General features: G+C 68.3%; 22 protein-coding genes. 9 read left to right on the top strand and 13 right to left on the bottom strand.

Translation table 11 applies throughout. The features are described 5' to 3' along the window. Positions 1 to 33: 33 nt before the first annotated feature. The 4 genes from lspA to AC2ITM_RS02255 form a co-directional block, all read right to left on the bottom strand. Positions 34 to 504, bottom strand: a complete 471-nt coding sequence (gene lspA / locus AC2ITM_RS02270) for a signal peptidase II (RefSeq protein WP_486468221.1) — start codon at positions 502 to 504, stop codon at positions 34 to 36. Positions 505 to 511: 7 nt separating this feature from the next. Continuing rightward, a complete protein-coding gene (gene purH / locus AC2ITM_RS02265) occupies positions 512 to 2110 on the bottom strand; it encodes a bifunctional phosphoribosylaminoimidazolecarboxamide formyltransferase/IMP cyclohydrolase (RefSeq protein WP_486468220.1) in 1599 nt (532 codons plus the stop codon). A gap of 27 nt (positions 2111 to 2137) precedes the next feature. Next, a complete protein-coding gene (locus AC2ITM_RS02260) occupies positions 2138 to 3868 on the bottom strand; it encodes a heparinase II/III family protein (RefSeq protein ID WP_486468219.1) in 1731 nt (576 codons plus the stop codon). 110 nt (positions 3869 to 3978) lie between these two features. Continuing rightward, positions 3979 to 5313, bottom strand: a complete 1335-nt coding sequence (locus tag AC2ITM_RS02255) for an RsmB/NOP family class I SAM-dependent RNA methyltransferase (protein WP_486468218.1) — start codon at positions 5311 to 5313, stop codon at positions 3979 to 3981. A gap of 71 nt (positions 5314 to 5384) precedes the next feature. Between AC2ITM_RS02255 and AC2ITM_RS02250 the strand changes: the two genes are divergently transcribed. Then, positions 5385 to 5621: a DUF1674 domain-containing protein gene (locus AC2ITM_RS02250; protein ID WP_486468217.1), complete on the top strand. Its 237-nt coding sequence runs from the start codon at positions 5385 to 5387 to the stop codon at positions 5619 to 5621. Between the two features lie 117 nt (positions 5622 to 5738). Here the strand turns inward: AC2ITM_RS02250 and AC2ITM_RS02245 are convergent, their stop codons facing one another. Together AC2ITM_RS02245 and dapB are read right to left on the bottom strand one after the other, a co-directional pair. Beyond that, complete coding sequence (locus AC2ITM_RS02245; protein WP_486468216.1) at positions 5739 to 6128, bottom strand: hypothetical protein; 390 nt, start codon at positions 6126 to 6128, stop codon at positions 5739 to 5741. 82 nt (positions 6129 to 6210) lie between these two features. Continuing rightward, positions 6211 to 7032: a 4-hydroxy-tetrahydrodipicolinate reductase gene (gene dapB, locus AC2ITM_RS02240; RefSeq protein ID WP_486468215.1), complete on the bottom strand. Its 822-nt coding sequence runs from the start codon at positions 7030 to 7032 to the stop codon at positions 6211 to 6213. 170 nt (positions 7033 to 7202) lie between these two features. Here dapB and rbfA point away from each other — a divergent pair, with 170 nt between their 5' ends. The 4 genes from rbfA (at position 7203) to AC2ITM_RS02220 (ending at position 10296) form a co-directional block, all read left to right on the top strand. Continuing rightward, complete coding sequence (gene rbfA / locus AC2ITM_RS02235; protein WP_486468214.1) at positions 7203 to 7631, top strand: 30S ribosome-binding factor RbfA; 429 nt, start codon at positions 7203 to 7205, stop codon at positions 7629 to 7631. Between the two features lie 7 nt (positions 7632 to 7638). Next, positions 7639 to 8433 carry a phosphodiester glycosidase family protein gene (locus AC2ITM_RS02230; protein WP_486468213.1) on the top strand — a complete coding sequence of 265 codons (795 nt, stop codon included), beginning with the start codon at positions 7639 to 7641 and terminating at the stop codon, positions 8431 to 8433. Between the two features lie 212 nt (positions 8434 to 8645). Next, positions 8646 to 9560: a tRNA pseudouridine(55) synthase TruB gene (gene truB / locus AC2ITM_RS02225; RefSeq protein WP_486468212.1), complete on the top strand. Its 915-nt coding sequence runs from the start codon at positions 8646 to 8648 to the stop codon at positions 9558 to 9560. A gap of 223 nt (positions 9561 to 9783) precedes the next feature. Next, the gene (locus tag AC2ITM_RS02220; RefSeq protein WP_486468211.1) at positions 9784 to 10296 is read left to right on the top strand and encodes a DUF1643 domain-containing protein; all 513 of its coding nucleotides are present in this window, start codon (positions 9784 to 9786) and stop codon (positions 10294 to 10296) included. Positions 10297 to 10351: 55 nt separating this feature from the next. Here AC2ITM_RS02220 and AC2ITM_RS02215 read toward each other — a convergent pair whose 3' ends face one another. Then, positions 10352 to 11575, bottom strand: coding sequence for a urate hydroxylase PuuD (locus AC2ITM_RS02215; RefSeq protein WP_486468210.1), 1224 nt, complete (start codon positions 11573 to 11575; stop codon positions 10352 to 10354). Between the two features lie 242 nt (positions 11576 to 11817). On the opposite strand from AC2ITM_RS02215, the gene AC2ITM_RS02210 reads away from it, so the two are divergent. Continuing rightward, positions 11818 to 12195: a rhodanese-like domain-containing protein gene (locus tag AC2ITM_RS02210; RefSeq protein WP_486468209.1), complete on the top strand. Its 378-nt coding sequence runs from the start codon at positions 11818 to 11820 to the stop codon at positions 12193 to 12195. A 62-nt stretch (positions 12196 to 12257) separates the two neighbouring features. Here AC2ITM_RS02210 and AC2ITM_RS02205 read toward each other — a convergent pair whose 3' ends face one another. The 4 genes from AC2ITM_RS02205 to AC2ITM_RS02190 form a co-directional block, all read right to left on the bottom strand. Further along, positions 12258 to 13580, bottom strand: a complete 1323-nt coding sequence (locus tag AC2ITM_RS02205) for an ammonium transporter (protein WP_486468208.1) — start codon at positions 13578 to 13580, stop codon at positions 12258 to 12260. A 29-nt stretch (positions 13581 to 13609) separates the two neighbouring features. Next, complete coding sequence (locus AC2ITM_RS02200; RefSeq protein WP_486468207.1) at positions 13610 to 13948, bottom strand: P-II family nitrogen regulator; 339 nt, start codon at positions 13946 to 13948, stop codon at positions 13610 to 13612. A gap of 284 nt (positions 13949 to 14232) precedes the next feature. Continuing rightward, positions 14233 to 15555 (bottom strand): ammonium transporter, encoded by a 1323-nt coding sequence (locus AC2ITM_RS02195; RefSeq protein ID WP_486468206.1) that lies wholly within the window; start codon positions 15553 to 15555, stop codon positions 14233 to 14235. Between the two features lie 28 nt (positions 15556 to 15583). After that, entirely contained in the window at positions 15584 to 15922 is a 339-nt protein-coding gene (locus AC2ITM_RS02190; protein ID WP_486468205.1) for a P-II family nitrogen regulator, read from the bottom strand. Between the two features lie 290 nt (positions 15923 to 16212). Between AC2ITM_RS02190 and AC2ITM_RS02185 the strand changes: the two genes are divergently transcribed. Beyond that, on the top strand, positions 16213 to 18477 hold the full coding sequence (locus AC2ITM_RS02185) for a transglycosylase domain-containing protein (protein WP_486468204.1): 2265 nt from the start codon (positions 16213 to 16215) through the stop codon (positions 18475 to 18477). Between the two features lie 87 nt (positions 18478 to 18564). Here AC2ITM_RS02185 and AC2ITM_RS02180 read toward each other — a convergent pair whose 3' ends face one another. Then, positions 18565 to 19182, bottom strand: a complete 618-nt coding sequence (locus tag AC2ITM_RS02180) for an MlaC/ttg2D family ABC transporter substrate-binding protein (protein WP_486468203.1) — start codon at positions 19180 to 19182, stop codon at positions 18565 to 18567. After that, a complete protein-coding gene (locus AC2ITM_RS02175; protein ID WP_486468202.1) occupies positions 19172 to 20053 on the bottom strand; it encodes an MlaA family lipoprotein in 882 nt (293 codons plus the stop codon). The genes AC2ITM_RS02180 and AC2ITM_RS02175 overlap by 11 nt, the downstream gene beginning before the upstream one ends. Before the next feature lie 289 nt (positions 20054 to 20342). Between AC2ITM_RS02175 and AC2ITM_RS02170 the strand changes: the two genes are divergently transcribed. Both AC2ITM_RS02170 and AC2ITM_RS02165 read left to right on the top strand, forming a co-directional pair. Continuing rightward, positions 20343 to 22070 (top strand): type I secretion system permease/ATPase, encoded by a 1728-nt coding sequence (locus AC2ITM_RS02170; RefSeq protein ID WP_486468201.1) that lies wholly within the window; start codon positions 20343 to 20345, stop codon positions 22068 to 22070. After that, positions 22067 to 23359, top strand: a complete 1293-nt coding sequence (locus tag AC2ITM_RS02165; protein WP_486468200.1) for an HlyD family type I secretion periplasmic adaptor subunit — start codon at positions 22067 to 22069, stop codon at positions 23357 to 23359. Before AC2ITM_RS02170 ends, AC2ITM_RS02165 begins: the two co-directional genes overlap by 4 nt. Positions 23360 to 23373 lie beyond the last annotated feature (14 nt).

The raw sequence follows: 23373 nt of genomic DNA, 5'->3' as shown, positions 1-23373 counted from the left end.
TCGGGCGAGGAGTATCGCATCGCCATGGTGAGGTCACGCCCCTTTCTGGGCGGGCATCAGCACAAGCAGCACGGCGCCGAAGAAGATGGCCGCATCCGCCACGTTGAAGGCGAAGGGATTGGCAATCCCGCAACAGGTGACATTCAGGAAATCGGCGACCGCCCCGTACCAGAGGCGGTCGATCACATTCCCGAGCGCACCGCCGATGATCAGCCCTCCGGCGATCTGGCCCCAGGTGCCCGGACGCGCGCGCCTGACCCAGACCGCCACGGCGGCGCAGATGACCGCTGCGACGCCGATCAGGACCCAGCGGGCATTCTGGCTGCCGCTGCCGGCGAACAGGCCAAAGTTGATGCCCTCGTTCCAGGCCATGCGAAAGCTGAAGATCCCGTCGATGACGTTGATCCGCAGCTTGTTCTGCAGGTCCAGCCCCTGGACCACGGCGATTTTCGTCGCCTGGTCCAGGAGGATCGCCAGCAGGGCTGTCAGCGTGACGATGCGCATCGCGGGCTCAGTGGCGGAAGTGGCGCATGCCGGTCATGACCATCGCCAGACCTGCCGCGTCTGCCGCATCGATCACTTCCTGGTCGCGCATCGAGCCGCCGGGCTGGATCACCGCGGTCGCCCCGGCTTCGGCGGCGGTCAGCAGGCCGTCGGCGAAGGGGAAGAACGCATCCGACGCCACGACCGAACCGCGGGTCAGCGGCTCCGCCAGACCCAGGGCCTCGGCCATGTCATGCGCCTTGCGGGCGGCAATGCGGCAGCTGTCGACGCGGCTCATCTGGCCGGCGCCCACACCCACGGTCGCGCCGTCCTTGACGTAGACGATGGCGTTCGACTTCACGTGCTTGGCGACTTTCCAGGCGAACAGCAGATCGGCCATTTCCTTGTCCGAGGGCTTGCGCTTGGTCACGACCTTCAGATCGTCCATGTCGATATGGCCCGCGTCCTTGTCCTGCACCAGCATCCCGCCCGAGACCTGCTTGATCATCAGACCGGCGGTCTTGGGATCGGCCAGGCCTTCGGTCAGCAGCAGGCGCAGGTTCTTCTTCTTCGCCAGCAGTTCCTTGGCCGCGTCATCGGCGCCGGGGGCAATGATGACCTCGGTGAAGATCTGGCTGATTTCCTCGGCGGTTTCCAGGTCCAGCGGCTGGTTCAGCGCGATGATGCCGCCAAAGGCCGAGGTCCGGTCGCAGTCGAAGGCGTTCAGATAGGCCTGGCGCAGGGTTTCGCCGCGCGCCACGCCGCAGGGGTTGGCGTGCTTGATGATCGCGCAGGCCGGGCCGTTGGCGGGCAGGAATTCCGACACCAGCTCGAACGCCGCATCGGTGTCGTTGATGTTGTTGTAGGACAGTTCCTTGCCCTGCACCTGGGTCGCCGTCGCAACACCCGGACGGGCCGAGCCGTCGGTGTAGAAGGCCGCGGTCTGGTGCGGGTTCTCGCCATAGCGCAGGGTCTGCGCCAGCGTGCCGGCAAAGACGCGGCGGCGGGGGGCGGTTTCCCCCAGGGCATCGGCCATCCAGGTCGACACGGCGGCGTCATAGGCACCGGTGCGGGCATAGGCGGTCTGCGCCAGCGTCTGGCGGAAGGCATAGCTGGTGGCGCCGTCGTGGGCGTCCAGCTCGGCCAGCAGGGCGGCGTAGTCTTCGGTATCGACGACGACGTTGACGAACTTGTGGTTCTTCGCCGCCGCGCGGATCATCGCCGGGCCGCCGATGTCGATGTTCTCGATGCAGGTGTCATAGTCGGCACCGGCGGCGACGGTGGCCTCGAACGGGTAAAGGTTCACGACCAGCAGGTCGATCGGGCCGATGTCATGGGCTTCCATGGCGGCGACGTGGTTCGGATCGTCACGCAGCGCCAGCAGGCCGCCGTGGACCTTGGGATGCAGCGTCTTGACGCGGCCGTCCATCATCTCGGGGAAGCCGGTGACGTCGGCGACGTCCTTCACGGTCAGGCCCGCTTCGCGCAGCAGCTTGGCGCTGCCGCCGGTCGACAGCAGTTCGATCCCGCGCGCGGTCAGCGCCGAGGCGAGCTCCACCAGGCCGGTCTTGTCGGAAACGGAAATCAGCGCGCGGCGCACCGGGTGAAGTGCGAGGGTATCGGTCATGGGTCTGGTCCAGGCAGCGTTACAAGGTCAGGTCACTTCGATCGCGGGGGTCTCGGCCGCCTCGACGGGGACGTCCCGGATGGCGAGGGGAGTACCCTCTGCCTTGGCGAAAGACCAGCGAATGCGCGTCGCATACTCCATTGTGCGCCCGGAGAGAACCAGCTGTTTGGTCGGAACCGGCTTCAGGCTGTCCCTTTCCATCAGGATCGAGGCATCGACCGACAGCTCGAACTGGCCCTCGGGGCGAAAGATCCAGGCCTCGCCGGTGGGCAGGGTCAGGGTGACGGACTGCCGCGCCAGATCGGGATCGGCACGCACGTCGGAATGCAGGTGGAAACGCAGCTGCCAGGCCAGCCCCCTGGGTGCGTCGCGCAGCGCCCGGTCAAAGCGGCGCTTGTCGGGATCCGACAGGGTCAGCAGCAGGTCCTCGCCCTCCAGCGCCCGGCCGCCGGGTTCCAGCGCCAGACTGCGGACATGGTGCAGGCCGGTGGCCTTCGCATAGCCGTCATGGGCGCCTTCGAAACGGATGCCCTCGCGCAGGGTCTGCAGGGTGTGGGGCGTGTCGCGCGGCACATCGTGCAGCGGCCCCGGACCGGTCAGCCCCGAGGACGACTTGCCCTCAAGGCACAGGGTCGAATGCGACGGGGTCGAGCGCCCGGCGCGGCGCCAGTCCTCGCCCAGGGCGCGCCCGGTGCCGCAGCTGACGATCAGCGGCCGCCGCCCCGAGGTCAGTTCGAACGCCAGGGTCGAGGCATGGGCCTCGCGTCCGGCAGGCCCTTGGGCGGGGGGCTGGGCATCGACGATCACGTCGGTGCGCCCGGCCTGCATCCGGGCATAGCCCATCGCCATGCCGGTGCTGAGGTGCGCGGGCACGCCGCTGTCGCGCAGCGCCTGGTCCAGCCGGCCGTCGACGCCGGGGCCGCCGCCGTGGAACCGCGCCAGCGTGCCGTCGCCATGCCGCAGCCGGCGCAGCACCGGCGCGATGCGCACGATGGCACGCCCCAGCTGCGGCCCGATCCGCCGTTCGGCCTGTTGCAGCGCCAGTCCCGTCCAGGTCAGCAGGCAGAAGATCTCGAGCAGCTCCTCGGGGTTGCGCGAGGGGATCTGCCCCTGCGGCCCGATCCGCACCGAGACCTCGCGTTCCAGGGCGCGCAGCCCGGCATCGACCTTGGGCCGCATCCGGTCCAGCACCAGCCCGGTGCAGATCAGCCCGGCCAGGGCCTCGAAACGGGGCAGCCCCTCGGGGGCGGCCTTCCAGCGCCGCGCCAGGAACAGCGTCTGGCGGGCCAGCCCCAGCACATAGGCGCGCTGTGCGGCCGCGTCCTGACCATGCAGCAGGAACTGCGCATGGTGCAGCAGCCGCAGCAGCCGCCGCCCCGTCAGATCGGCCCGCCAGCCCGGCCCCTGGCCCCGGCCGTAGCGGTCGAACCAGTCGGAAATCCAGTCCTGCGCCAGCTGCCGCGCCGAGGGGCTGCCGACCGCCGCCAGATCATCGAGCCACAGAAAGCCGTGGATCTCTTCCAGGAAGGCGCCATCCGTGACCTCGGCCTGCCACAACGAGCGGCCCGGCAGGATCTGACCCGCGAACAGGTACTTGCCCTGCAACAGGGCAAAGCCGCGGGTGTAGCTGCCGACGCTGCGCGGATCGGGCTGCGCCAGCAGGGCAGTGACCGGGCGGGCCCGGGTGGCACGACGGGCCTGGTAATGGTCCATAAACCCGGGCGATGCGAAATCCGACCGGGGGTGGGAAGGGGACATGGGGGCCTCTGACGCTCTCGGGCGCTCTGACGGCGCCGCGCCGGTAAATTAACGTTGGCCGGAGGCGATGTCATGGCGCAAAGCCCCCGGGGTGGGCGCCTCGGCGGGGATCAGCCCCGCCGCAGCACCGCCATGTAGAACCCGTCCATGCCGCCCAGATCGGGCCACAGGTCCGGGGTCAGCCGCAGCCCGCCCTCTTCGGTGATCCACGCCGGGTCGATGCCCGGACGCGCCAGAGCGGTGCGGTCGACGCTCAGGTCCGGGTGACGCTCCAGCGCCTCCTCGATCTGGCATTCGCCCTCGTCGGGGATCAGCGAGCAGGTGCAGAACACCAGCCGCCCGCCGGGGCTCAGCAGCGACAGCGCATGGTCGATCATGAAGGATTGCAGGCCGATCAGGTCGCCGATCTCGGCGCCGTCGCGGGCATGGGGCAGATCGGGGTGACGGCGAATCGTGCCGGTCGCAGAACAGGGCGCATCCAGCAGGATCGCGTCGTAGCGGCCCTGATGCTCCATCGCGTCGCCGACCAGCACGGTGGCCTTCAGCCCGGTGCGCTGCAGGTTGGCCTCCAGCCGCTTCAGCCGGTGCGCCGACAGGTCGAGCGCGGTGACAGTGGCCCCTGCGGCCGCGATCTGCAGCGTCTTGCCCCCGGGCGCCGCGCACAGGTCCAGCACGGTTTCCCCCGGCCGGGGCGCCAGCAGCCGCACCGGCAGCGCGGCGGCCGCATCCTGCACCCACCATTGCCCCGCCTCATATCCCGGCAAGGCCGAGATCTGCCCCGCCTCGGCCAGCCGGACCGATCCGGTGGGCAGCAGCGTCCCCCCAAGCCGGTCCGCCCAATCCGCCGCCTGCGCCGGATCGCGCGGCGTGATGTCCAGCGGCGCCCCCGCCGCATGGGCGGCCTCGAAGGCCAGCATCCGCTCGGACGGGTAGGCCTGCAGCAGCGGTTCGCGCAGCCAGTCGGGCAGCCGCGGCGCGCGCAGCTTGGGCCATTCGGCGGGCGCCTCGTCGGCGATCTTGCGCAGCACCGCGTTGACCAGCCCCTTCAGATGCCCCTGCCGCGGCATCGCCGCCACGGCATTCACCGCCTCGTTGACCACGCCATGGGCGGCCTCGCCCTGGGCAAGCTCCCAGGTGGCGATGCGCAGCAGGTTCAGCACCGGCAGCGGCGGCTGCTTCTTCAGATGCTTGCCCAGCAGCCGGTCGCAGCGTTCCAGCCCGCGCAGCGTCTCGGCCGCCAGCCGCTGCGCCCGCGCCCGGTCGGCCCCCGCCATGTCGCGCGCCCAGGGCGCCTCGGACAGGTCGGCCAGCAGACGCGGGGTTTCGCCCAGCACCTCGTTCAGCATCCGCAGCGCCGCCGCGCGCGCCCCCAGCGGGCGGCGCGGGGCCTTCGGCACGTCAGAGGATCGGGCAGCAGGCGAACGGGGGCGTTTGGGCGAGGGCATGGACAGGTCCGGCGTGGTTGAGAATGGCTCAGGGCGCGCGTATATCATGGGCCAAGCCGAAAGGAACCGCCATGTCCGACGCAGACCAACCCGCCGCCCTGCCCGAAACCGACGCCGAAACCGCATCGGGGCTGAAGATCGCCGATCTGCCGCCCGCCGCGCAGCGGGCGCTGGCCGAGGCCGCCGAACGCCGCGCCCAGGCCGATGCCGAGGCCGCCGCCCGCCCGAAGGAATATGGCGGCCGCGACGGGCTGGACCCTTCGCGCTTCGGCGACTGGGAGAAGAAGGGCCTGGCGATCGACTTTTGATCTCCAGACAGCTTGTGACCGCCTGATGGCCGGGGCCGGGCCTTTGGGCTCACCGGTGCCGCCCCTGCACGGGCCACTGCCGGACAGGCGGCAAGGCCCCGACATGCCAGGGCCGCCTCAGCGGATCTGAAAGTCCCGCCGCGCGCCCTTTCCGGCATCTGCGGTAAAGCGCAGCATGTCCGCCACGCGCTGCACCGTCTGACAGTTCATCGGCAGGGTCCGCCCCTCGGCGGTCATGGTGCGGCAGAACAACCCGTCCTGCCAATGCCAGCTGCCGGTGACACGCCGGCCCAGGCTGTCGCCGCGCAGGTTGCCGTTGTCCTTCACTCGCAGGCTCAGCCCCAGCGACCACAGCACGCGCCCCTCGACCACCGCCAGAAAGTCGCGGCGGGTCTGGATCCGCTGCAACCCCTGCGCCGCCGAAGGCTGCGACAGCTGCGACAGGATCACCAGGGCCAGACCAAGGCACAGGACGGGAAGCGGGGGGACGCGGGACCGGCAGAGCATGGCCCGACAATCCACGAAAGCTGCGGAAAATCAATCCACCCGCAGGTCAAAAACCCGCGCGCACCCGGGTTTTCCCCGCCCCTCAGCCGCGCCCCTTCAGCCCCAGCACGTCCAGCATGTCGTACTGCCCCGGCGCCTTCCCCTGCCCCCAGAGCACGGCCTTGATGGCGCCGCGCGCAAAGACCGAGCGGTCTTCGGCCACATGGCGCAGGATCACCCGCTCGCTCTCCGAGGCAAAGATCACGTCATGCTCGCCGATGATGCCGCCCGCCCGCACCGCGGCAAAGCCGATATGGCCGCGCTCCCGCGCCCCGGTGATGCCGTCGCGACCGCGGTCGGCGACCTCGGCCAGCTCGACCCGACGGCCTTCTGCGGCCGCCTCGCCCAGCATCAGCGCGGTGCCCGAAGGCGCATCGACCTTGCGGCGATGGTGATATTCCACCACCTCGATGTCGAAATCCTCGTCCAGCGCCGTGGCCACCTGTTTCGCCAGCTGCACCAGCAGGTTCACCCCAAGGCTCATGTTGCCGGCCCGAACGATCACCGCGTGACGCGCCGCGGGCTCCAGCGCCGCGATCTCCTCGGGGGCAAAGCCGGTGGTACCGATCACGTGCACCGCCCGCGCCTGCGCCGCCAGCGCGGCGAATTCCAGCGTCGCCGCAGGGGTGGTGAAATCGATCACCGCCTGCGCCTTCGCAAAGGCCTCCAGCGCGTCATCGGTGGCCACGACGCCCACCGCCGCACCGCCCATCGCCTCGCCCACGTCACGCCCGACCCAAGGATGGCCCGGGCGCACCACGGCCCCCGCCAGCCGCACCGCGTCGCTGTCCAGCACGCAGCGCATCAGCATCTGGCCCATCCGGCCCGCCGCGCCGGTGATCACGATTCCAGGTTTCACGTCCATCTCGACCCTCCGGTTTTCCGCTCAATATCGCGGCACCCGCGCCCCTGCCACCCCGCCCCTTTCATCTTTCCCCAAATATGCCGGGGGAATCCCGCGCAGCGGGATGGGGGCAGCGCCCCCGCACGCGCTCTCCACTTGGCAAAACACCCGCAAACCTCTAGATGCAGCCCATGAGCAAGAACAAGTTCCATGACGGGCCCGGCCCCTCCCAGCGTCAGCTTCGCGTCGGCGAGACCATTCGCCGTGGCCTCTCGGAGCTGCTGCAGCGTGGCGACATCCACGACCCCGAGCTGAATCGCCTGTCGATCACCGTGGGCGAAGTCCGCTGCTCGCCCGATCTCAAGATCGCGACGGCCTACGTGATGCCGCTCGGCGGCGGCGACGTGACCGAGGCGATCCAGCTGCTGAAGCGCAACAAGAACGAGATGCGCCGCGCCATCGGCCGCAAGCTGAACCTCAAGTTCACGCCCGACCTGCGCTTCCGCCCGGACGAGACCTTCGACCGCCTGGACGAGACGCGCCGCCTGTTCTCGGATGAAACCGTGCAGCGCGACATCCACGGCAGCGATGACGATTTCGACGACGAGGACGAGGGCTGAGCGCGGCATGTTCCTGCGCGCCGCCCTCCTCGCCCTCGGGCTGACGCCGCTTCTGGCCCCGCTGTTTCCGTTGCCCGCCGCCGCCCTCGAGTGCCGCAATGACACCTGGAACGGCACCCGCTATGCCCTGTGCGAGGTCGACCCCGCCAAGGACGACCTGCGCCTCTTCCTCTATGATCCGGGCGGCGCGGCCTATGGCGAATTCGACGCGCTGAACGCCCGCCTCGGCGTCGAGGGCAAGACCCTGGGCTTTGCCATGAACGCCGGCATGTACCACGAAGACCGCAGCCCCGTCGGCCATTACATCGAGGACGGCAAGGAGCTGATGCGCGTCGTCCCGAACGCGGGCCCCGGCAATTTCGGCCTGCTGCCGAACGGCGTCTTCTGCCTGACCCCCGGCAAGGCCCGCGTCTTCGAGACCCTGCGCTATGAATCCCTGCGCGGCCAGCTGAACTGCACCTATGCCACCCAGTCCGGCCCGATGCTGGTGATCGACGGCCAGCTGCACCCGGCCTTCAAGCCCGACAGCACCTCGCGCTACATCCGCAACGGCGTCGGCACCACCGAGGACGGCAGCAAGGCGGTCTTCGTGATCTCGCGCCAGCCGGTCACCTTCCACGAATTCGCCAGCTACTTCCGCGACGGGCTGCACCTGCCGCAGGCGCTGTATTTCGATGGCAACATCTCGCGGCTTTACGCGCCGCAGCTGGGGCGCAACGACTGGGGCCGCGGCATGGGCCCGATCGTCGGCGTCGTCGTCGATGCCCCCGCCGCCGAGGCCCCCGGCGCGCCGTCGAACTGACCGCCCGCGCAAGGGCCCTCCGATCCGGCAGCCACCGCCCCCCGATCCGGCGGTCCGGCCTGAGGCCCCCCAACGGGTCCCCCGCACAGACCCGAACCCAAGCCCCGCGGATGGCCCCCGCCAACAGACCCGTTGACCCAGCCGCACCGCCCCTTTAGAGGGTCGGCCTTCAACGGAACGACCATTCAACGACGCATTCTCAGGGGACCGACATGGGACGCAGGCGCAAGGGACGTGACATCTCGGGCTGGATCGTGGTGGACAAGCCCGCCGGGCTGACCTCGAACGCCGTGGTGAACAAGGTCCGCTGGGCCTTCGATGCCAACAAGGCGGGCCATGCCGGCACCCTCGACCCCGAGGCCACCGGCGTGCTGGCCGTGGCGCTTGGCGAGGCGACGAAGACCGTCCCCTACATCACCGACGCGCTGAAGGCCTATGTCTTTACCGTGCGCCTCGGGCAGGCCACCAACACCGATGACGCCGAGGGCCAGGTGATCGCCGAAAGCGACGCGCGCCCCGATGACGCCACGCTGAAAGAGGCCCTGCACGGCTTTGTCGGCGACATCATGCAGGTGCCGCCCAAGTTCTCGGCGGTGAAGATCGACGGCGAACGCGCCTATAAGCTCGCCCGCGATGACGAAGAGTTCGAGATCGCCGCCCGCCCCCTCTTCGTCGAAAGCCTGATCCTGCTGGATCGCCCCGATGCCGATCACGCGACGCTGGAAATGGTCTGCGGCAAGGGCGGCTACGTCCGCGCCATCGCCCGCGATCTGGGCGAGAAGCTGGGCTGCCACGGCCATGTCCGCGAGCTGCGCCGCGTCTGGTCCGGCCCCTTCGAGGCCGCCAAGGGCGTTTCCTTCGACCGCATCCAGGAGCTGGCCCGCACCCCCGATCTGGACGCGCTGCTGCTGCCGCTGGAACTGGGCCTGACCGATCTGCCGCAGGTCTCGGCCACGCCGGAAGGCGCCGCCCGCCTGCGCCACGGCAACCCCGGCATGGTGATCGCCTCGGGGCTCGATTACGGCGAGGAATGCTGGGCCAGCCTTGATGGCGTGCCGGTCGCGGTGGGCCAGTTCCGCGGCGGCGCCCTGCATCCCAGCCGCGTCTTCAACCTGTCCGAAGACTGATCCTGCGAGGGGGAACGGGGTTCCGTTCCCCTTTTTCCATCCCGGGAAGGACCGGACTCCGCAGGCGGGTCGGCCTGCCGGTGCCGAACGGACCCTGCGGGGTCCGGTTGATGTCCCGGGGCCGGATGGCCTCCCTGGCCCGTGGCTGTCCAGACGCGCCTTTCCCCGGGCCGCAGATCAGCCACCACCCATGGTATCCACGGCAAAAGGCACCACACCATCCATGATCGAACGCCAGTTCCAGAAGGGTGACGCCTTCAGCACCGCGCTGTATTCCCCCTGCGAAGGCTACCGCTATGCGCTCAGCCGGGAATGGGGCGACGGGGGCCGTATCCTCTACGTGATGCTGAACCCCTCGACCGCGACCGAGACCCAGAACGACCCCACCGTCGAACGCTGCGAACGCCGCGCCCGCACGCTGGGCTACGGCGGGTTCCGGGTCTGCAACCTCTTTGCCTGGCGAGAGACCTCTCCGGCCCTGCTGAAGAAGGCCGCCCAGCCCATCGGGCCGGAAAACGACCGCCTGCTGCGGGAGGCCGCCGACTGGATCGGCCCCGAGGGGCTGATCCTGTGCGGCTGGGGCGTGCATGGCAGCCACATGGGTCGTGGGCCGCAGGTGAAGGCGCTGCTGCAGGGCACCGGGCGCCGGCTGGCGCATCTGGGGCTGACGAAGGACGGCGCACCGCGCCATCCGCTTTACGTGGCCTACGCGACGCAGCCCACCGACTGGGCGTGAAGAAGGGGCCCGAAGGCCCCTGCCCCGTCACCTCTTGGGCGTCACCCCCGGGTCGTCATCCCTTGGTCGCCGCCGCGTACCAGTCGCGGATCTTCTGCCGCTCGGCATCTTCCATGAAGCTGACATTGGCGGGCGGCATAGCATGGCTGAGGCCCGCCTCCAGATAGATCATCCGGGCATTGCGGGCGATCTGGGCGTCGGTGTCCAGCCGCACCCCCTTCGGCGCCCAGAGGATGCCGTCATAGCCCGGCTCTTTCGCGTGGCACATGGAACAGCGCCCCATCACGATGTCATGCACCTGCGCATAGCCCGGCGCGTCGGTGAAATGCCTCAGGTCCTCGCTGACCTGCTCCTGGTCCTTGTGGAAGAACAGCGGCGCCGTCGACAGCCAGGCGATCAGGATGAAGATCAGCGCCGTGACCAGCCAGGTCCAGTAGGGCCGGCCCTGACGCGCATGCATCGAGTTGAAGAAATGCCGGATCGTCACGCCCATCAGGAACACCAGGCTGGCGATGATCCAGGTATACCGGGTCGAGAACGCCAGCGGATAGTGGTTCGACAGCATCATGAAGATGACCGGCAGCGTCAGGTAGTTGTTGTGGGTCGACCTCTGCTTGGCGATCTTGCCGTATTTGGCATGGGGCTTGCGGCCCGCCTTCAGATCCGCCACCACGACGCGCTGGTTCGGCATGATGATGAAGAAGACGTTGGCGCTCATGATGGTGGCGGTGAAGGCGCCCAGATGCAGCAGCGCCGCGCGCCCCGAAAAGACATGGGTGTAGAAATACGCCAGGCACACCAGCAGCACGTAAAGGCCCAGCATCAGCCGGGTGTTGTCGTCACCGAACTTCGACTTGCACAGCCGGTCGTAGACGATCCACCCGAAGGCCAGCGAGCAGACCGAGATCACGATCGCCCAGCCCGTGGGGATGTCCAGCACCACCGGATCCACCAGGTAGAAGCCCGCGCCCAGGTAATAGACCAGGCACATCAGCGCAAAGCCCGACAGCCAGGTCGAATAGGCCTCCCATTTGTACCAGATCAGGTCGTCGGGCATCGCGGCGGGGGCCACCAGGTATTTCTGCACATGGTAGAAGCCGCCGCCATGCACCTGCCATTCCTCGCCATCCGCGCCCGAGGCCAGGTTGCGGTCCCGGTGCAGCCCCAGGTCCAGCGCGATGAAGTAGAACGAGGACCCGATCCACGCGATCGCCGTGATCACGTGCAGCCAGCGCACCCCGAATTCGATCCACGCCCCGAGGGCGGCCAAGTCATACATCTGTCCCTGTTCCCCACGCTGTCCGACGCGCAAATTAACCACGGAATGCAACCTGCGGCAAACCTCTGCAAGGTCGCCGCCCCGCCCCGGCGCCGGTTCCGGGGCGCGAAGCATCGCCGCAGGGCAAAGCGGGCCATGACAGCGCCGCCGCCGGGGTCCAGTATGCCCGCGCGGGCCGGCCCCCGAAACCGGCAGTGCCCTGCCGCGCCCCGCGTCCTGCTGCCACAGCCCCCGAGGACCCGATGAAGACCGAAACCGTCAACGGTGTGCCGCTCGATACCCTGACCCCCGCCGAGGTGAAGGCGGCGCTCGACGCCGGAGAGATCGTGCTGATCGACGTGCGCACGCCCCAGGAATACATGTTCGAACATGTCGAGGGGGCGCTGCTGATGCCGATGTCCTTCTTCACCCCCGCCACCCTGCCCGGCCAGGAGGGCAAGCGCATCGTGCTGCACTGCGGCTCGGGGATGCGATCCGACAAGGTGGCGCGCCGCGCGATCGAGGCCGGCCTGCCGAAGATCGCCCATATGGAGGGCGGCTTTGGCGCCTGGAAGGCCGCAGGCCTGCCCTATACCGGCACCGACATGGCGACCGGAGCACCGGTGAAGGTCACCCCCTGACGCGAAAGGGCCCGGGGGAATGCATCCCCCCGGGCCCCTCGTCTGCCGGTCTCGACAGGGCCTCAGCCCTTGGAGAATTCCGGATAGGCTTCCATGCCCAGCTCGGCCATGTCGAGGCCCATGATCTCGTCCTCGGCCGAGACGCGCAGGCCCAGCGTGACCTTCAGCAGCAGCCAGATCACCGACGAGACGACGATGCAGAACGCGCCCACCGCGACGATGGAATAAAGCTGCGTGCCGAACTTGGCCTCGGGGTTGGTGAAGCAGACCGCCAGCGTGCCCCAGATGCCGCAGACCAGGTGCACCGGGATGGCGCCGACGACGTCGTCGATCTTCATCCGGTCCAGCATCGGCACGGCCAGAACGCACAGGATGCCACCGATGGCGCCGATGATCGTGGCCGATCCCAGGCCCGGCGTCAGCGGTTCCGCGGTGATCGACACCAGCCCCGCCAGCGCGCCGTTCAGCACCATGGTCAGGTCGGCCTTGCCGTACATGATCTGCGTCAGGATCAGCGCCGCCACCGCGCCGCCGGCTGCCGCCGTGTTGGTGTTGGCGAAGATGCGGCTGATGTCGGCGACATTGCCGGCCGTGTCCATGTACAGCTGCGAGCCGCCGTTGAAGCCGAACCAGCCCATCCACAGGATGAAGGTGCCCAGCACCGCCAGCGTCAGGTTCGAGCCCGGGAACGGGTTCACCCGGCCGTCCTTGAACTTGCCGATCCGCGGCCCCAGGATGATCGCGCCGGTCAGCGCGCACCAGCCGCCCACCGAATGCACCACGGTCGAGCCCGCGAAGTCCAGGAAGCCCATCTGGTCCAGGAAGCCGCCGCCCCATTTCCACGATGCCTGGATCGGGTAGATGAAGCCCGCCAGCAGCACGCAGAAGATCAGGAAGGGCCACAGCTTGATGCGCTCGGCCAGGGTGCCCGACACGATCGAGCAGGTGGTGGCGCAGAACATCAGCTGGAAGAAGAAGTCCGAGCCCACCGAGGCATAGCTCAGGTCCGGGTCCGCGCCCTCAAGGCCCACGGGTTCCAGCGTGGCCAGCTTGAACGCGCCCAGCAGGTTCGGCACGCTCCAGCCGTCGCCGGGGTACATCAGGTTGTAGCCGACCAGGAAATAGAGGATCGCCGCGATGGCGAACAGGGCGACGTTCTTGGTCAGCTGCATGGTGACGTTCTTCTGCCGCACCAGCCCGGCCTCGAGCATGGCAAAGCCGCAGCCCATGAACATCACCAGGAAACCGGTGACCAGGAACATGAAGGTGGTGAAGATAAAGCCGATATCGCCGTTCGGCGGCGTCACGTCGGCATCCTGCGCCAGGGCCAGGCCCGGCAGCGCCGCAAGCGCGGCCACGAGGGCCAGTTTCGATGCAAGTTTCATGGGGTCTCCCTCTGCTGTCCGGGGCGCACTCAGAGCGCGTCTTCGTTGGTTTCGCCGGTGCGCACGCGCAGGGCCTGCGCGACATCCAGCACGAAGATCTTGCCGTCGCCGATCTTGCCGGTCTTCGCGGCCCGCACGATGGTCTCGACCACCTGGTCGGCCATGCCGGACGACACCGCGATCTCAAGCTTGATCTTGGGGACGAAATTCACCGCGTATTCCGCGCCGCGGTAGATCTCGGTATGCCCCGACTGAGAGCCGAAGCCCTTGATTTCCGTCACCATCATGCCGCGCACGCCGATCTCGGTCAGCGCCTCGCGGACCTCTTCCAGCTTGAACGGCTTGATTGTCGCAATGATCAGTTTCACTGGTTTCCCCTTCCTGAGGGCAGCACCGCTCCGCCTGCGATGCCGCCGTTGGCCCGGTCAGCAAAGCCCGGTCCGTCCGCAATGCGTAGGAAGGGCCCGGCTTGGCCAGCGAAAACCGGACAGGTTTTGCCGTATTTTTCCGCTCATGGGGAAAACAGCACAGTTTTCAAGCAGAACGCGAATCCGTGATCGCTCTGGGTGAAATGTGATCACGCGGCCTGCGGGAACGAAAAAACCGCCCCCCAAGGGGGGCGGTTTCCGATGATCTGCCGGTTTGGGCGGGATCAGCTGTGGTAGGCGCTTTCGCCATGGGTCGTCAGATCGAGACCGATCTGTTCGTCTTCCTGGCTCGGACGCAGGCCGGTGATGGCCTTGGTGATGTAGATCAGGATCAGCGAGCCGACGCCCGACCACACGATGGTGACCAGCACGGCCTTGATCTGGATCCAGACCTGCATGCCCATGGACACGCCATCCGCATAGCCCAGGCCGCCCAGCGACGCCGAGGTCAGGAAGCCGGTGCCCACTGCGCCGACGATGCCGCCGATGCCGTGCACGCCGAAGACGTCGAGGCTGTCGTCATAGCCGAACGAGTTCTTCACGGTGGTCACGAAGAACAGGCAGATCGGCGAAACGACCAGGCCCAGCACGATGGCGCCGACCGGACCGATGGTGCCGCAGGCCGGGGTGATCGCGACCAGACCGGCGACGATGCCCGAAGCGGCACCCAGACCAGAGGCCTTGCCGCGGCCCATGGCTTCGAAGGCGCACCAGCTCAGCGCGGCGGCGGCGGTGGCGACGAAGGTGTTCAGCAGCGGCAGGGTGGCGTTGGCGGTGGCTTCCAGGTTCGAACCGGCGTTGAAGCCGAACCAGCCGAACCACAGCATGCCGGCGCCGACCATGGTCAGCGTCATCGAATGCGGCGCCATGTTGTCACGGCCCAGGCCAAAGCGCTTGCCCAGCACCAGCGAAACCATCAGCGCCGCGACACCGGCGTTGATGTGCACCACGGTGCCGCCAGCAAAGTCGATCGCGCCCCAGTTGAACACCAGGCCCGAGCCGTCCCACACCATGTGCGCGATGGGGAAGTAGATGAAGGTTGCCCACAGACCCGAGAACAGCAGCACGGCCGACAGCTTGATGCGTTCGACATAGGCGCCGACGATCAGCGCCGGGGTGATGGCCGCGAAGGTCATCTGGAAGGCGATGAAGACATATTCCGGCAGCTCGACGCCGTCGGTGAAGGTGGCTGCGGTGGAATCGATCGTCACGCCCTTCAGGAAGGCCTTGGCAAAGCCGCCCCAGAACGGGCTGGTGCCGCCGCCGAAGGCCATCGAGTAGCCGTAGAAGACCCACAGCACCATGACCAGGCAGGCGACCAGCGTGACCTGCATCAGCACCGACAGCATGTTCTTGGCGCGCACCAGGCCGCCGTAGAACAGCGCCAGGCCCGGGATCGTCATGAACAGGACCAGCGCCGAGGCGGTCATCATCCAGGCGACGTCACCCTTGTTCACCGTTGCAGCGGCTGCGTCCTGGGCCATTGCCAGGCCCGGCAGCACCGCCAGAAGCGCCCCGAGCGCCCCCAGTTTCATCACAGATTTCATCGAGAGTTCCTTTCCCCTGTCCAGACGATCACAGTGCGTCTTCGTTCATCTCGCCGGTGCGCACACGCACCGCCTGCGCGATGTCCAGAACGAAGATCTTGCCGTCGCCGATCTTGCCGGTCTTCGCCGTGCTGGTGATCGTTTCGACGACCTGGTCCGCCATGGCGGCCGACACCCCGATCTCAAGCTTGATCTTCGGGACGAAATTCACCGCGTATTCCGCGCCGCGGTAGATCTCGGTATGCCCCGACTGAGAGCCGAAGCCCTTGATTTCCGTCACCATCATCCCGCGAACGCCGATCTCGGTCAGCGCCTCGCGGACCTCTTCCAGCTTGAACGGTTTGATTGTCGCAATGATGAGTTTCACTACTTTCCCCTTCCTTTGACCGAGGGCCCCCTCGCGAAAGCTCCCGCCTTTGGCACAGGCAGCTATGCCACGTCACGCGGACGTGCGTAGCACCACACGGGTTTTGCCAGCCGAAAATGTACACAACCCGCCGTCAGGTTGTGCGACCACCCCTGATTTGCCCACTTATTAATCATTCAAAGAAGCCTTTTCCGGGTCCGAAATTGATCCATATCCGTGGCGGAAGGGTCCACAACCGCAGGGGAAAGCTGTAACCTGCTGCAAAGCAGAAAACTGCGAACAGGCAAGACATGAGCGATTCAGGACGCAGAAAACCGCCCCTCGTGGCGGACAAGCGGGGTGCGGGCGGCGGCCGGCCTTCTTCGGGGCCCAAAGGTGCGGGGGCCGGAAGCGGCAGCAGGGGCGGCGGCCAGGGCGGGGGACAACGCCCGCCGCGCAATCCCGCCGCGTCCAAACCTCCGCCCCGCAAGGCCCCGCCGCGCCGCAGCGGCGGCAATGGCGGTGGCGGCGGCCGGCCGCCGCGCGGCCTGCTGGGCGGGCTGGTGGCGACGGTGCTGTGGCCGTTCCGGCTGGCGCTGTCGCTGGCCTGGCGGCTGGCCTGGCGGCTGGTGGCCTTTGCCGTGGCCGCGATCGTGGTTTCGGTGGCCTATGTGTCGCTGACGCTGCCGCCGGCTGCGGATCTTTATGACGGGCGGGCCAAGGGCTCGGTCACGATGCTGGACGACCAGGGCCATGCCTTCGCCTGGCGCGGCGAGCAGTTCGGCGGCATCGTCGATGCCAAGACCGTCTCGCCGAACCTGGTGCATGCGATCATCTCGACCGAGGATCGCCGCTTTTTCCACCATTTCGGCGTCAGCCCGCGCGGCATCATCGGCGCCATGGCGATCAACCTGCGCGAGGGGCGCAGCCCGCTGTCGGGGCATGGCGGATCGACCATCACCCAGCAGACCGCCAAGCTGCTGTGCATGGGCGAACCGTATGATCCGAAGAAATGGAAGAACGAACACGCCTACGAGGCCGACTGCCGCCAGACCACCCTGTGGCGCAAGGCCAAGGAGGCCGTCTATGCCGTCGCGATGGAAACGCGCTATTCCAAGGACCAGATCCTGTCGATCTACATGAACCGCGCCTATCTGGGCGAGGGCACCCGCGGCTTCGAGGCCGCCAGCCAGCGTTACTTTGGCCATTCCGCCAAAAAGCTGTCGCCGGCCGAGGCCGCGATGCTGGCGGGGCTTCTGGTGGCGCCGACGCGCTATGCGCCCACCAGCAACCTGGCGCGCAGCCAGAACCGCGCCAACGTGATCATCGGGCTGATGAAGGAAGAGGGCTATCTGACTGCCGCCCAGGCCACCGAGGCCCATGCCCACCCGGCCGAGCTTTCGGCCCAGGCACGGGAACAGTCGGGCGGCTATTTCGCCGACTGGATCATGTCGTCGGTGCCCGATTCGCTGGGCACCAAGACGACCGAGGACGTGATCTATTCCACCACCTTCGACGAGCGCATCCAGAAGGCCGCCGACAGCGCGCTGGTCAGCGTCTTCGACGGCAAGGTCAAGGACGGCTCGAAGGCGCAGGCCGCCATCGTGGTGATGAGCGCCGACGGCGCCGTGCGCGCCATGGTCGGCGGGCGCAACATCAAGGGCGGCGGCGTCTTCAACCGTGCCACCCAGGCGCTGCGGCAGACCGGGTCCTCGTTCAAGCCGTTCGTCTACGCGACGGCGCTGGAAATGGGTTATCATTACAACGACATCGTTCAGGACACGCCGCTGACGATCAACATCCCCGGCTCGGGTCCCTGGACCCCCGAGAACTATGACCGCAAGTTCCGCGGCCCGGTGACGCTGGAAACCGCGCTGGCGCATTCGCTGAACATCCCCGCCGTCCGCGTCGCCGAGGCGGTGGGCCTCGACAAGGTGCGTTCCGTCGCCGAGGACTTCGGCATCCATTCCGACCTGGCCCAGGGCCCGGCGCTGGCGCTCGGCGCCTCGGAAAGCACCCTGATCGAGATGGTCGGCGGCTATGCCGGGATCCTCAACGGCGGCTCCTCGGTGACGCCCTACGGGGTGAACTCGATCCGGCTGCAGGGCGACAGCACGCCGCTGATGGGCTCGGAAGGGGGGATCGGCGAACGGGTGATCCGCCAGGATGCCGCGCGCGAGCTGATCTACATGATGCGCCAGGTCGTCACCCAGGGCTCGGGGATCCGCGCGGGCCTGCCCGACCGCGAGATCGCCGGCAAGACCGGCACCACCTCCAGCGCGCGGGACGCCTGGTTCATCGGCTTCTCGGCCGATTACGTGGTGGGCGTTTGGATGGGCTACGACGACAACACGCCCCTGACCGGCGTCACCGGCGCTGGCCTGCCGGCCGAGATCTTCCACGAGGTGATGAGCCGCGTCGAGGCCGGCCAGCCGGTCAACCCGCTGCCGATGCTGCATCCGGCCCCCGCGCCCGCCACCCGTTCGGTGGCCGACAGCGGCAATGCGGGCGGCGGCGGCCAGCGGATCGACCAGGTGATCGAGAACGCGATTCGCAACATCTTCGGGCTGAACTGACGGCCCGAAGATCCCCAAAACGACGAAGGGCGCCCCGCGGGGCGCCCTTTTTCATGGGACCGGACCACCCGGCCCGGCTTGCAGCAGTCAGCCCGAGGTCTTCAGGGTCTGGATCAGACCGTCGATGCTGCCCTTGTTCTTGTCCAGCATCGCGCCGATTTCCGAGCGTTCCGTCAGCCGCAGAGAGATGCCCTCGATCAGCATGTCGAAGAACAGGTTCCGGCCCGAGCGGTCCGAGACCAGGAAGCGGACCTCGAACGGGGACTGGCCGCGCAGGTTCGCCGTGACCGAGACCTCGGTCCAGGTCTTGACCTGCTCGACCTTGTTGACGGTGAACTTGGCGCCGATGAATTCCCGGAACCGCTTGCCGTACTTGCGCGAGATGTAGCCGCGGAAGGCCGCCACATAGGCGGTCTTCTGGCTGGCGCTCAGGCTGCGGGCGCTCGGGCCAAGGCAGCTTTGCGCGATGATCGAGACATCGGCGTACTGATCGAACAGCCCGGCAAAGTCCTTGATCATCGCGGCTTCGGATTCACCGGATTCGATGATCCGGGTGATATCCGAGATGACGTTCTGCACCAGGCCCTGGGCCTGGGCATCGCTCATGGCGAAGGCGGGCCGCGCCACCGAGGTGGCAGCCAGCGCGACCGGCATCACGGCCAGCGCGCCCAGAAGGCGGCGGCGGGTCTGGAAGCTATTGGTCATAGGGGTCGGTGTAGCCTGCATCATAGGGATCTGCACTTGCATCAGAGGATTTCGCGGCGGCCGCACTGCCGGTGGCCCCGGCCGCTGCATACGGGTCTTCTGCACCATATGGGTCCGCACCCCCGCCCATGCCAGAGGCTGAGGTATCGCCCAGCTCGTAACGGCGGTGCTGCAGATAGATCGATTTCAGCTGGGTATAGCTGTCGGCGCTGTCATACAGAACGGAATCATAAGCCGCCGCGTTGCGGCCGCGGTCGTCCACGGTCGAGGTCACGCGGGCATAGGTGCCATAGCTGCTTTGGGGGCTGGGCAGCACGTATTCCAGCGGATCGAGCAGCAGGTCGACCATGCGTCCCAGGGTGCGCCGCTGGGTCGACGGGCCCAGCACCGGCAGTTCCTGGAAGTCGCCTTCCGGCACGCCCCAGGTATAGAGGGTGGCGCCGAAATCGGTCTCGTGCTTGGGGATGCCCATGTAGGTGGCGGTGTCGATCAGGCCGCCGATGCCCAGCACGGTATTGACCACGAAGCGGGCCGAATTCGCCATCGCCTCTTCGAAATGCGCCTGCAGCAGGTTGTTGACCACATAGCGCGGGGTCGAGAGGTTCTCGCCGAAATTGCCGATGGCCTTGGCGGCGACCGGCGGCAGCACCTTCGAGACGCCGACGCCCACCGGACGCAGCACCGCCTTGTCGAGCTTCAGGTTGAAGTCGTGGATCTGGCGGTTCGATTGTTCATAGGGGTCTTCGCCGCCGGCGCGGCTGACCTGATCCTGATGAGGGGTCGCGGCGCAGGCGGAAAGCAGCGTGGCCAGCGACAGGGCGGCAAGCGCCGCGCCAGCACGGCGCTGAGGCAGGAAGCGGAACTGGGTCATGTCACGGGCCGTCTCTGATGCTCGGAGGAAGGTAGTCGATGGGAACAGAAGAAAGGAAGGCTGTTATGTATTCCTTAAACGCTAATCGGGCATAGGTGAACCCGGCCGTACACCGTCTTTGCACAGTCTGCAGGGTGTAGGGTTTCGGTCGGGCCGTGAAACGGCCCGCGCCTTCGGCATGACTGCCGGTATTTCACACAATTCGACGGGGCCGGCAAAGTCCGGTTTTCCGCCTTCCGGGTGCCTGCCGGCGGGAAACCGCCGCCCGCAGGGCCCTTTGGGGGAGCCTTTGAAAGAGCCTGCCGTTCTCCGCGGTCTTGCGGAACTGACCGCGATCCGTCGCGAGGGGCGCCCGTTGCTGTGGTCGGCGGCGCTGTTTTCCCTGGTCTGCAACCTGCTGCTGCTGACCGGGCCGCTCTACATGATGCTGGTCTACGACCGGGTCCTGCCGTCGCGCTCGGAAGAGACGCTGTTGGTGCTGACCGGTTTCGCCGCCTTCCTGTTCCTGACGATGGGGGTGCTTGATGTGCTGCGCGGCTGGCTGCTGGCGCGGCTGGGGGCACATGTGCAAGCACGCCTTGACGGGCGGGTCTATGACGCGGCGCTGCGCCGGGCGGCGCTGAAACCCGATCCGCTGGCCGACAGCGCGCTGCAGGACCTGGACGCGATCCGCGCGCTCCTGTCCTCGCCGGTGCCGCCGGCGCTGTTCGACCTGCCCTGGACGCCGCTGTTCCTGGCCGGGCTGACGCTGTTCCACCCCTGGCTGGGGATGCTGGCGGTGGGCGGCGGGGCGCTGCTGGTGGCGGTGGCGGCCCTGAACCAGCGATCTGGCCATGCCCCGCAGGCCCGCGCGCTGCTCGCGCAGCAGGCCGCGCAGGCCCAGGCCGACCGCATCCGGGCCGAAGCCGGGCTGATCCGCGCCATGGGCATGGCCGGGGCGGTGCGCCGCCGCTGGCACGCCGACCGCGACCGGGCGCTGGCCGCGCAGCTGCAGGCCTCGGACCGGACCTCGGGGTTCTCGGGGGCGTCGCGGACGCTGCGGATGATGCTGCAATCGGCGATGCTGGGGCTGGGGGCCTGGCTGGCGCTGTCGGGGCAGATGTCGGCGGGTTCGATGATTGCGGGCTCGGTGCTGCTGGGCCGGGCGCTGATGCCGGTCGAGGTGCTGGTGGCACAATGGCCGCTGCTGCGCCGCGCCGCCCGCGCTCGGGACAACCTGGCCCGCCTTCTGGGCGAAAGCCCGGTGCCCGCCCCCCGCACGCCCCTGCCCCGCCCCGAGGCCCGGCTGGAGGTCCAGCAGGCCAGCATCCTGCCCCCCGGCGCCGAACAGCCCGCGCTGCGGCTGCTCAGCTTCACGCTGGAGCCCGGTCAGGCGATCGGCGTCATCGGCGCCTCGGGCGCGGGCAAGTCGACGCTGGCGCGCGCGCTGACCTCGGCCTGGCCCTGTGCCGCCGGCCGCATCCGCCTGGGCGGCGCCACCCTGGACCAATACCCCGAGGACGAGCTGGGCCGGCTGATCGGCTACCTGCCCCAGCGGGTCGAGGTCTTCGACGGCACCGTGGCCGAGAACATCGCCCGCCTCGAGGCCACCCCCGATCCCGCCAAGGTGGTCGAGGCCGCCCGCAAGGCCGATGCCCACGAGATGATCCTGAAAATGCCGCAGGGCTACGACACGCGGCTGACATCGCGCGGCGGGCAGCTGTCGGGCGGGCAGATCCAGCGCATCGGCCTGGCGCGGGCGATGTACGGCGACCCGGTGCTGCTGGTGCTGGACGAGCCGAACTCGAACCTCGACAACGAGGGCAGCGATGCGCTGAACCGCGCCATCGTCGGGTTGAAGCAGGCCGGCGGCGCGGTGCTGATCATGGCGCACCGGCCCGCGGCGATCCGCGAATGCGACCTGCTGCTGATGCTGGAAAACGGCACCCGCGCCGCCTTCGGCCCCCGCGACGAGGTGCTGCGCAAGGTGGTCCGCAACCACGACACGATCCTGAAATCCGCCGGAGGGGTAAGATGACCTACCTGCGTGCCGCCCGCCTGCCGCTGGCCCTGGGCCTGATCACCCTGACCCTGCTGCTGGGCGGCTTCGGCGGCTGGGCGGCGCTGACCCGCATCGCCGGCGCCATCATCGCCCCCGGCCGGATCGAGGTCGAGCGCAACCGCCAGATCCTGCAGCATCCCGACGGCGGCACCGTGGCCGAGGTCCTGGTCAGCGAGGGCCAGCAGGTCACCGCCGGAGAGATCCTGCTGAGGCTCTCGCCCGCCGACCTCGCCTCGACCCTGGCGATCACCGAAGGCCAGCTGCACGAATCGATGGCCCGCCGCGCCCGGCTGGAAGCCGAACGCGATGCCCGCCCGACCCTGGTCTTCGACCCCGCCCTTCTGGCCCGGGCCAACCGCCCCGAGGTGGCCGAGCTGATCGACGGCCAGCGCCGCCTGCACGCCACCCGGACCGAGGCCCTGGAACAGTCGGCCGAGCAGATGCGCAAGCGGATCCAGCAGACCCGCGCCCAGATCGACGGCATCGACGCCCAGGAGGCGGCGCTGGTGACCCAGGCCGACCTGACCCATCAGCAATACGTCACCCAGGCGGCGCTGCTCGACAAGGGCCTGTCGCAGCGGGCCCGGGTGCTGGAACTGCAACGCGAGGCCGCCCGCCTGACCGGTCTCAGCGGCGACCTCGACGCCCGCCGCGCCGAGGCCCAGGGCCGGATCACCGAATACGAGCTGGAAATCCTGCGCCAGCGCACCTCCTCTCAGCAGGACGCGATCACCGAACTGCGCGACCTGCGCGTGCAGGAACTGGAACTGGCCGAGAAATCCCGCGCCCTGCGCGACAAGATCGCCCGCCTCGACATCACCGCCCCCGGCCCCGGCACGGTCTACGGCCTGCGGGTGTTTTCCCCCGGCGCGGTGCTGCGCCCGGCGGAACCGGTCCTCTACCTGGTACCTACGGACCGTCCGCTGGTGATCGCTGCCCGGGTGGAACCGATCCATGTCGATGCGCTGCACCCCGGCCAGGACGTCCGCCTGCGCTTCCCGGCCTTCGACCAGCGCACCACCCCGGAGCTCGACGGCACCCTCACCACCCTCTCCGCCGATGCCTTCACCGACGAGGCCACCGGCGTCAGCTACTACCGTGCCGAAATCCGCCTGACCGAAGGCGAACGCAACCGCCTGCCCGAAGGCGACAAGCTGATCCCAGGCATGCCGGTCGAGGTCTTCATCCGCACCACGGACCGCACGCCGCTGGAATACATGGTCAAGCCGGTCTCCGATTACCTGGCCCGGGCTTTCCGCGGCTGACCGGAACTGCGCCT

The organism is Pseudooceanicola sp. NS-SX9 (assembly GCF_057380705.1).
Note: the sequence above shows the minus strand (reverse complement) of the source record. Positions and strands in the feature narration are given on the sequence as shown.

Coding starts and splice junctions, on each gene's coding strand:
- lspA (WP_486468221.1), bottom strand. CDS start 504: ATGCGCATCGTCACGCTGACAGCCCTGCTGGCGATCCTCCTGGACCAG.
- purH (WP_486468220.1), bottom strand. CDS start 2,110: ATGACCGATACCCTCGCACTTCACCCGGTGCGCCGCGCGCTGATTTCC.
- AC2ITM_RS02260 (WP_486468219.1), bottom strand. CDS start 3,868: ATGTCCCCTTCCCACCCCCGGTCGGATTTCGCATCGCCCGGGTTTATG.
- AC2ITM_RS02255 (WP_486468218.1), bottom strand. CDS start 5,313: ATGCCCTCGCCCAAACGCCCCCGTTCGCCTGCTGCCCGATCCTCTGAC.
- AC2ITM_RS02250 (WP_486468217.1), top strand. CDS start 5,385: ATGTCCGACGCAGACCAACCCGCCGCCCTGCCCGAAACCGACGCCGAA.
- AC2ITM_RS02245 (WP_486468216.1), bottom strand. CDS start 6,128: ATGCTCTGCCGGTCCCGCGTCCCCCCGCTTCCCGTCCTGTGCCTTGGT.
- dapB (WP_486468215.1), bottom strand. CDS start 7,032: ATGGACGTGAAACCTGGAATCGTGATCACCGGCGCGGCGGGCCGGATG.
- rbfA (WP_486468214.1), top strand. CDS start 7,203: ATGAGCAAGAACAAGTTCCATGACGGGCCCGGCCCCTCCCAGCGTCAG.
- AC2ITM_RS02230 (WP_486468213.1), top strand. CDS start 7,639: ATGTTCCTGCGCGCCGCCCTCCTCGCCCTCGGGCTGACGCCGCTTCTG.
- truB (WP_486468212.1), top strand. CDS start 8,646: ATGGGACGCAGGCGCAAGGGACGTGACATCTCGGGCTGGATCGTGGTG.
- AC2ITM_RS02220 (WP_486468211.1), top strand. CDS start 9,784: ATGATCGAACGCCAGTTCCAGAAGGGTGACGCCTTCAGCACCGCGCTG.
- AC2ITM_RS02215 (WP_486468210.1), bottom strand. CDS start 11,575: ATGTATGACTTGGCCGCCCTCGGGGCGTGGATCGAATTCGGGGTGCGC.
- AC2ITM_RS02210 (WP_486468209.1), top strand. CDS start 11,818: ATGAAGACCGAAACCGTCAACGGTGTGCCGCTCGATACCCTGACCCCC.
- AC2ITM_RS02205 (WP_486468208.1), bottom strand. CDS start 13,580: ATGAAACTTGCATCGAAACTGGCCCTCGTGGCCGCGCTTGCGGCGCTG.
- AC2ITM_RS02195 (WP_486468206.1), bottom strand. CDS start 15,555: ATGAAATCTGTGATGAAACTGGGGGCGCTCGGGGCGCTTCTGGCGGTG.
- AC2ITM_RS02185 (WP_486468204.1), top strand. CDS start 16,213: ATGAGCGATTCAGGACGCAGAAAACCGCCCCTCGTGGCGGACAAGCGG.
- AC2ITM_RS02180 (WP_486468203.1), bottom strand. CDS start 19,182: ATGACCAATAGCTTCCAGACCCGCCGCCGCCTTCTGGGCGCGCTGGCC.
- AC2ITM_RS02175 (WP_486468202.1), bottom strand. CDS start 20,053: ATGACCCAGTTCCGCTTCCTGCCTCAGCGCCGTGCTGGCGCGGCGCTT.
- AC2ITM_RS02165 (WP_486468200.1), top strand. CDS start 22,067: ATGACCTACCTGCGTGCCGCCCGCCTGCCGCTGGCCCTGGGCCTGATC.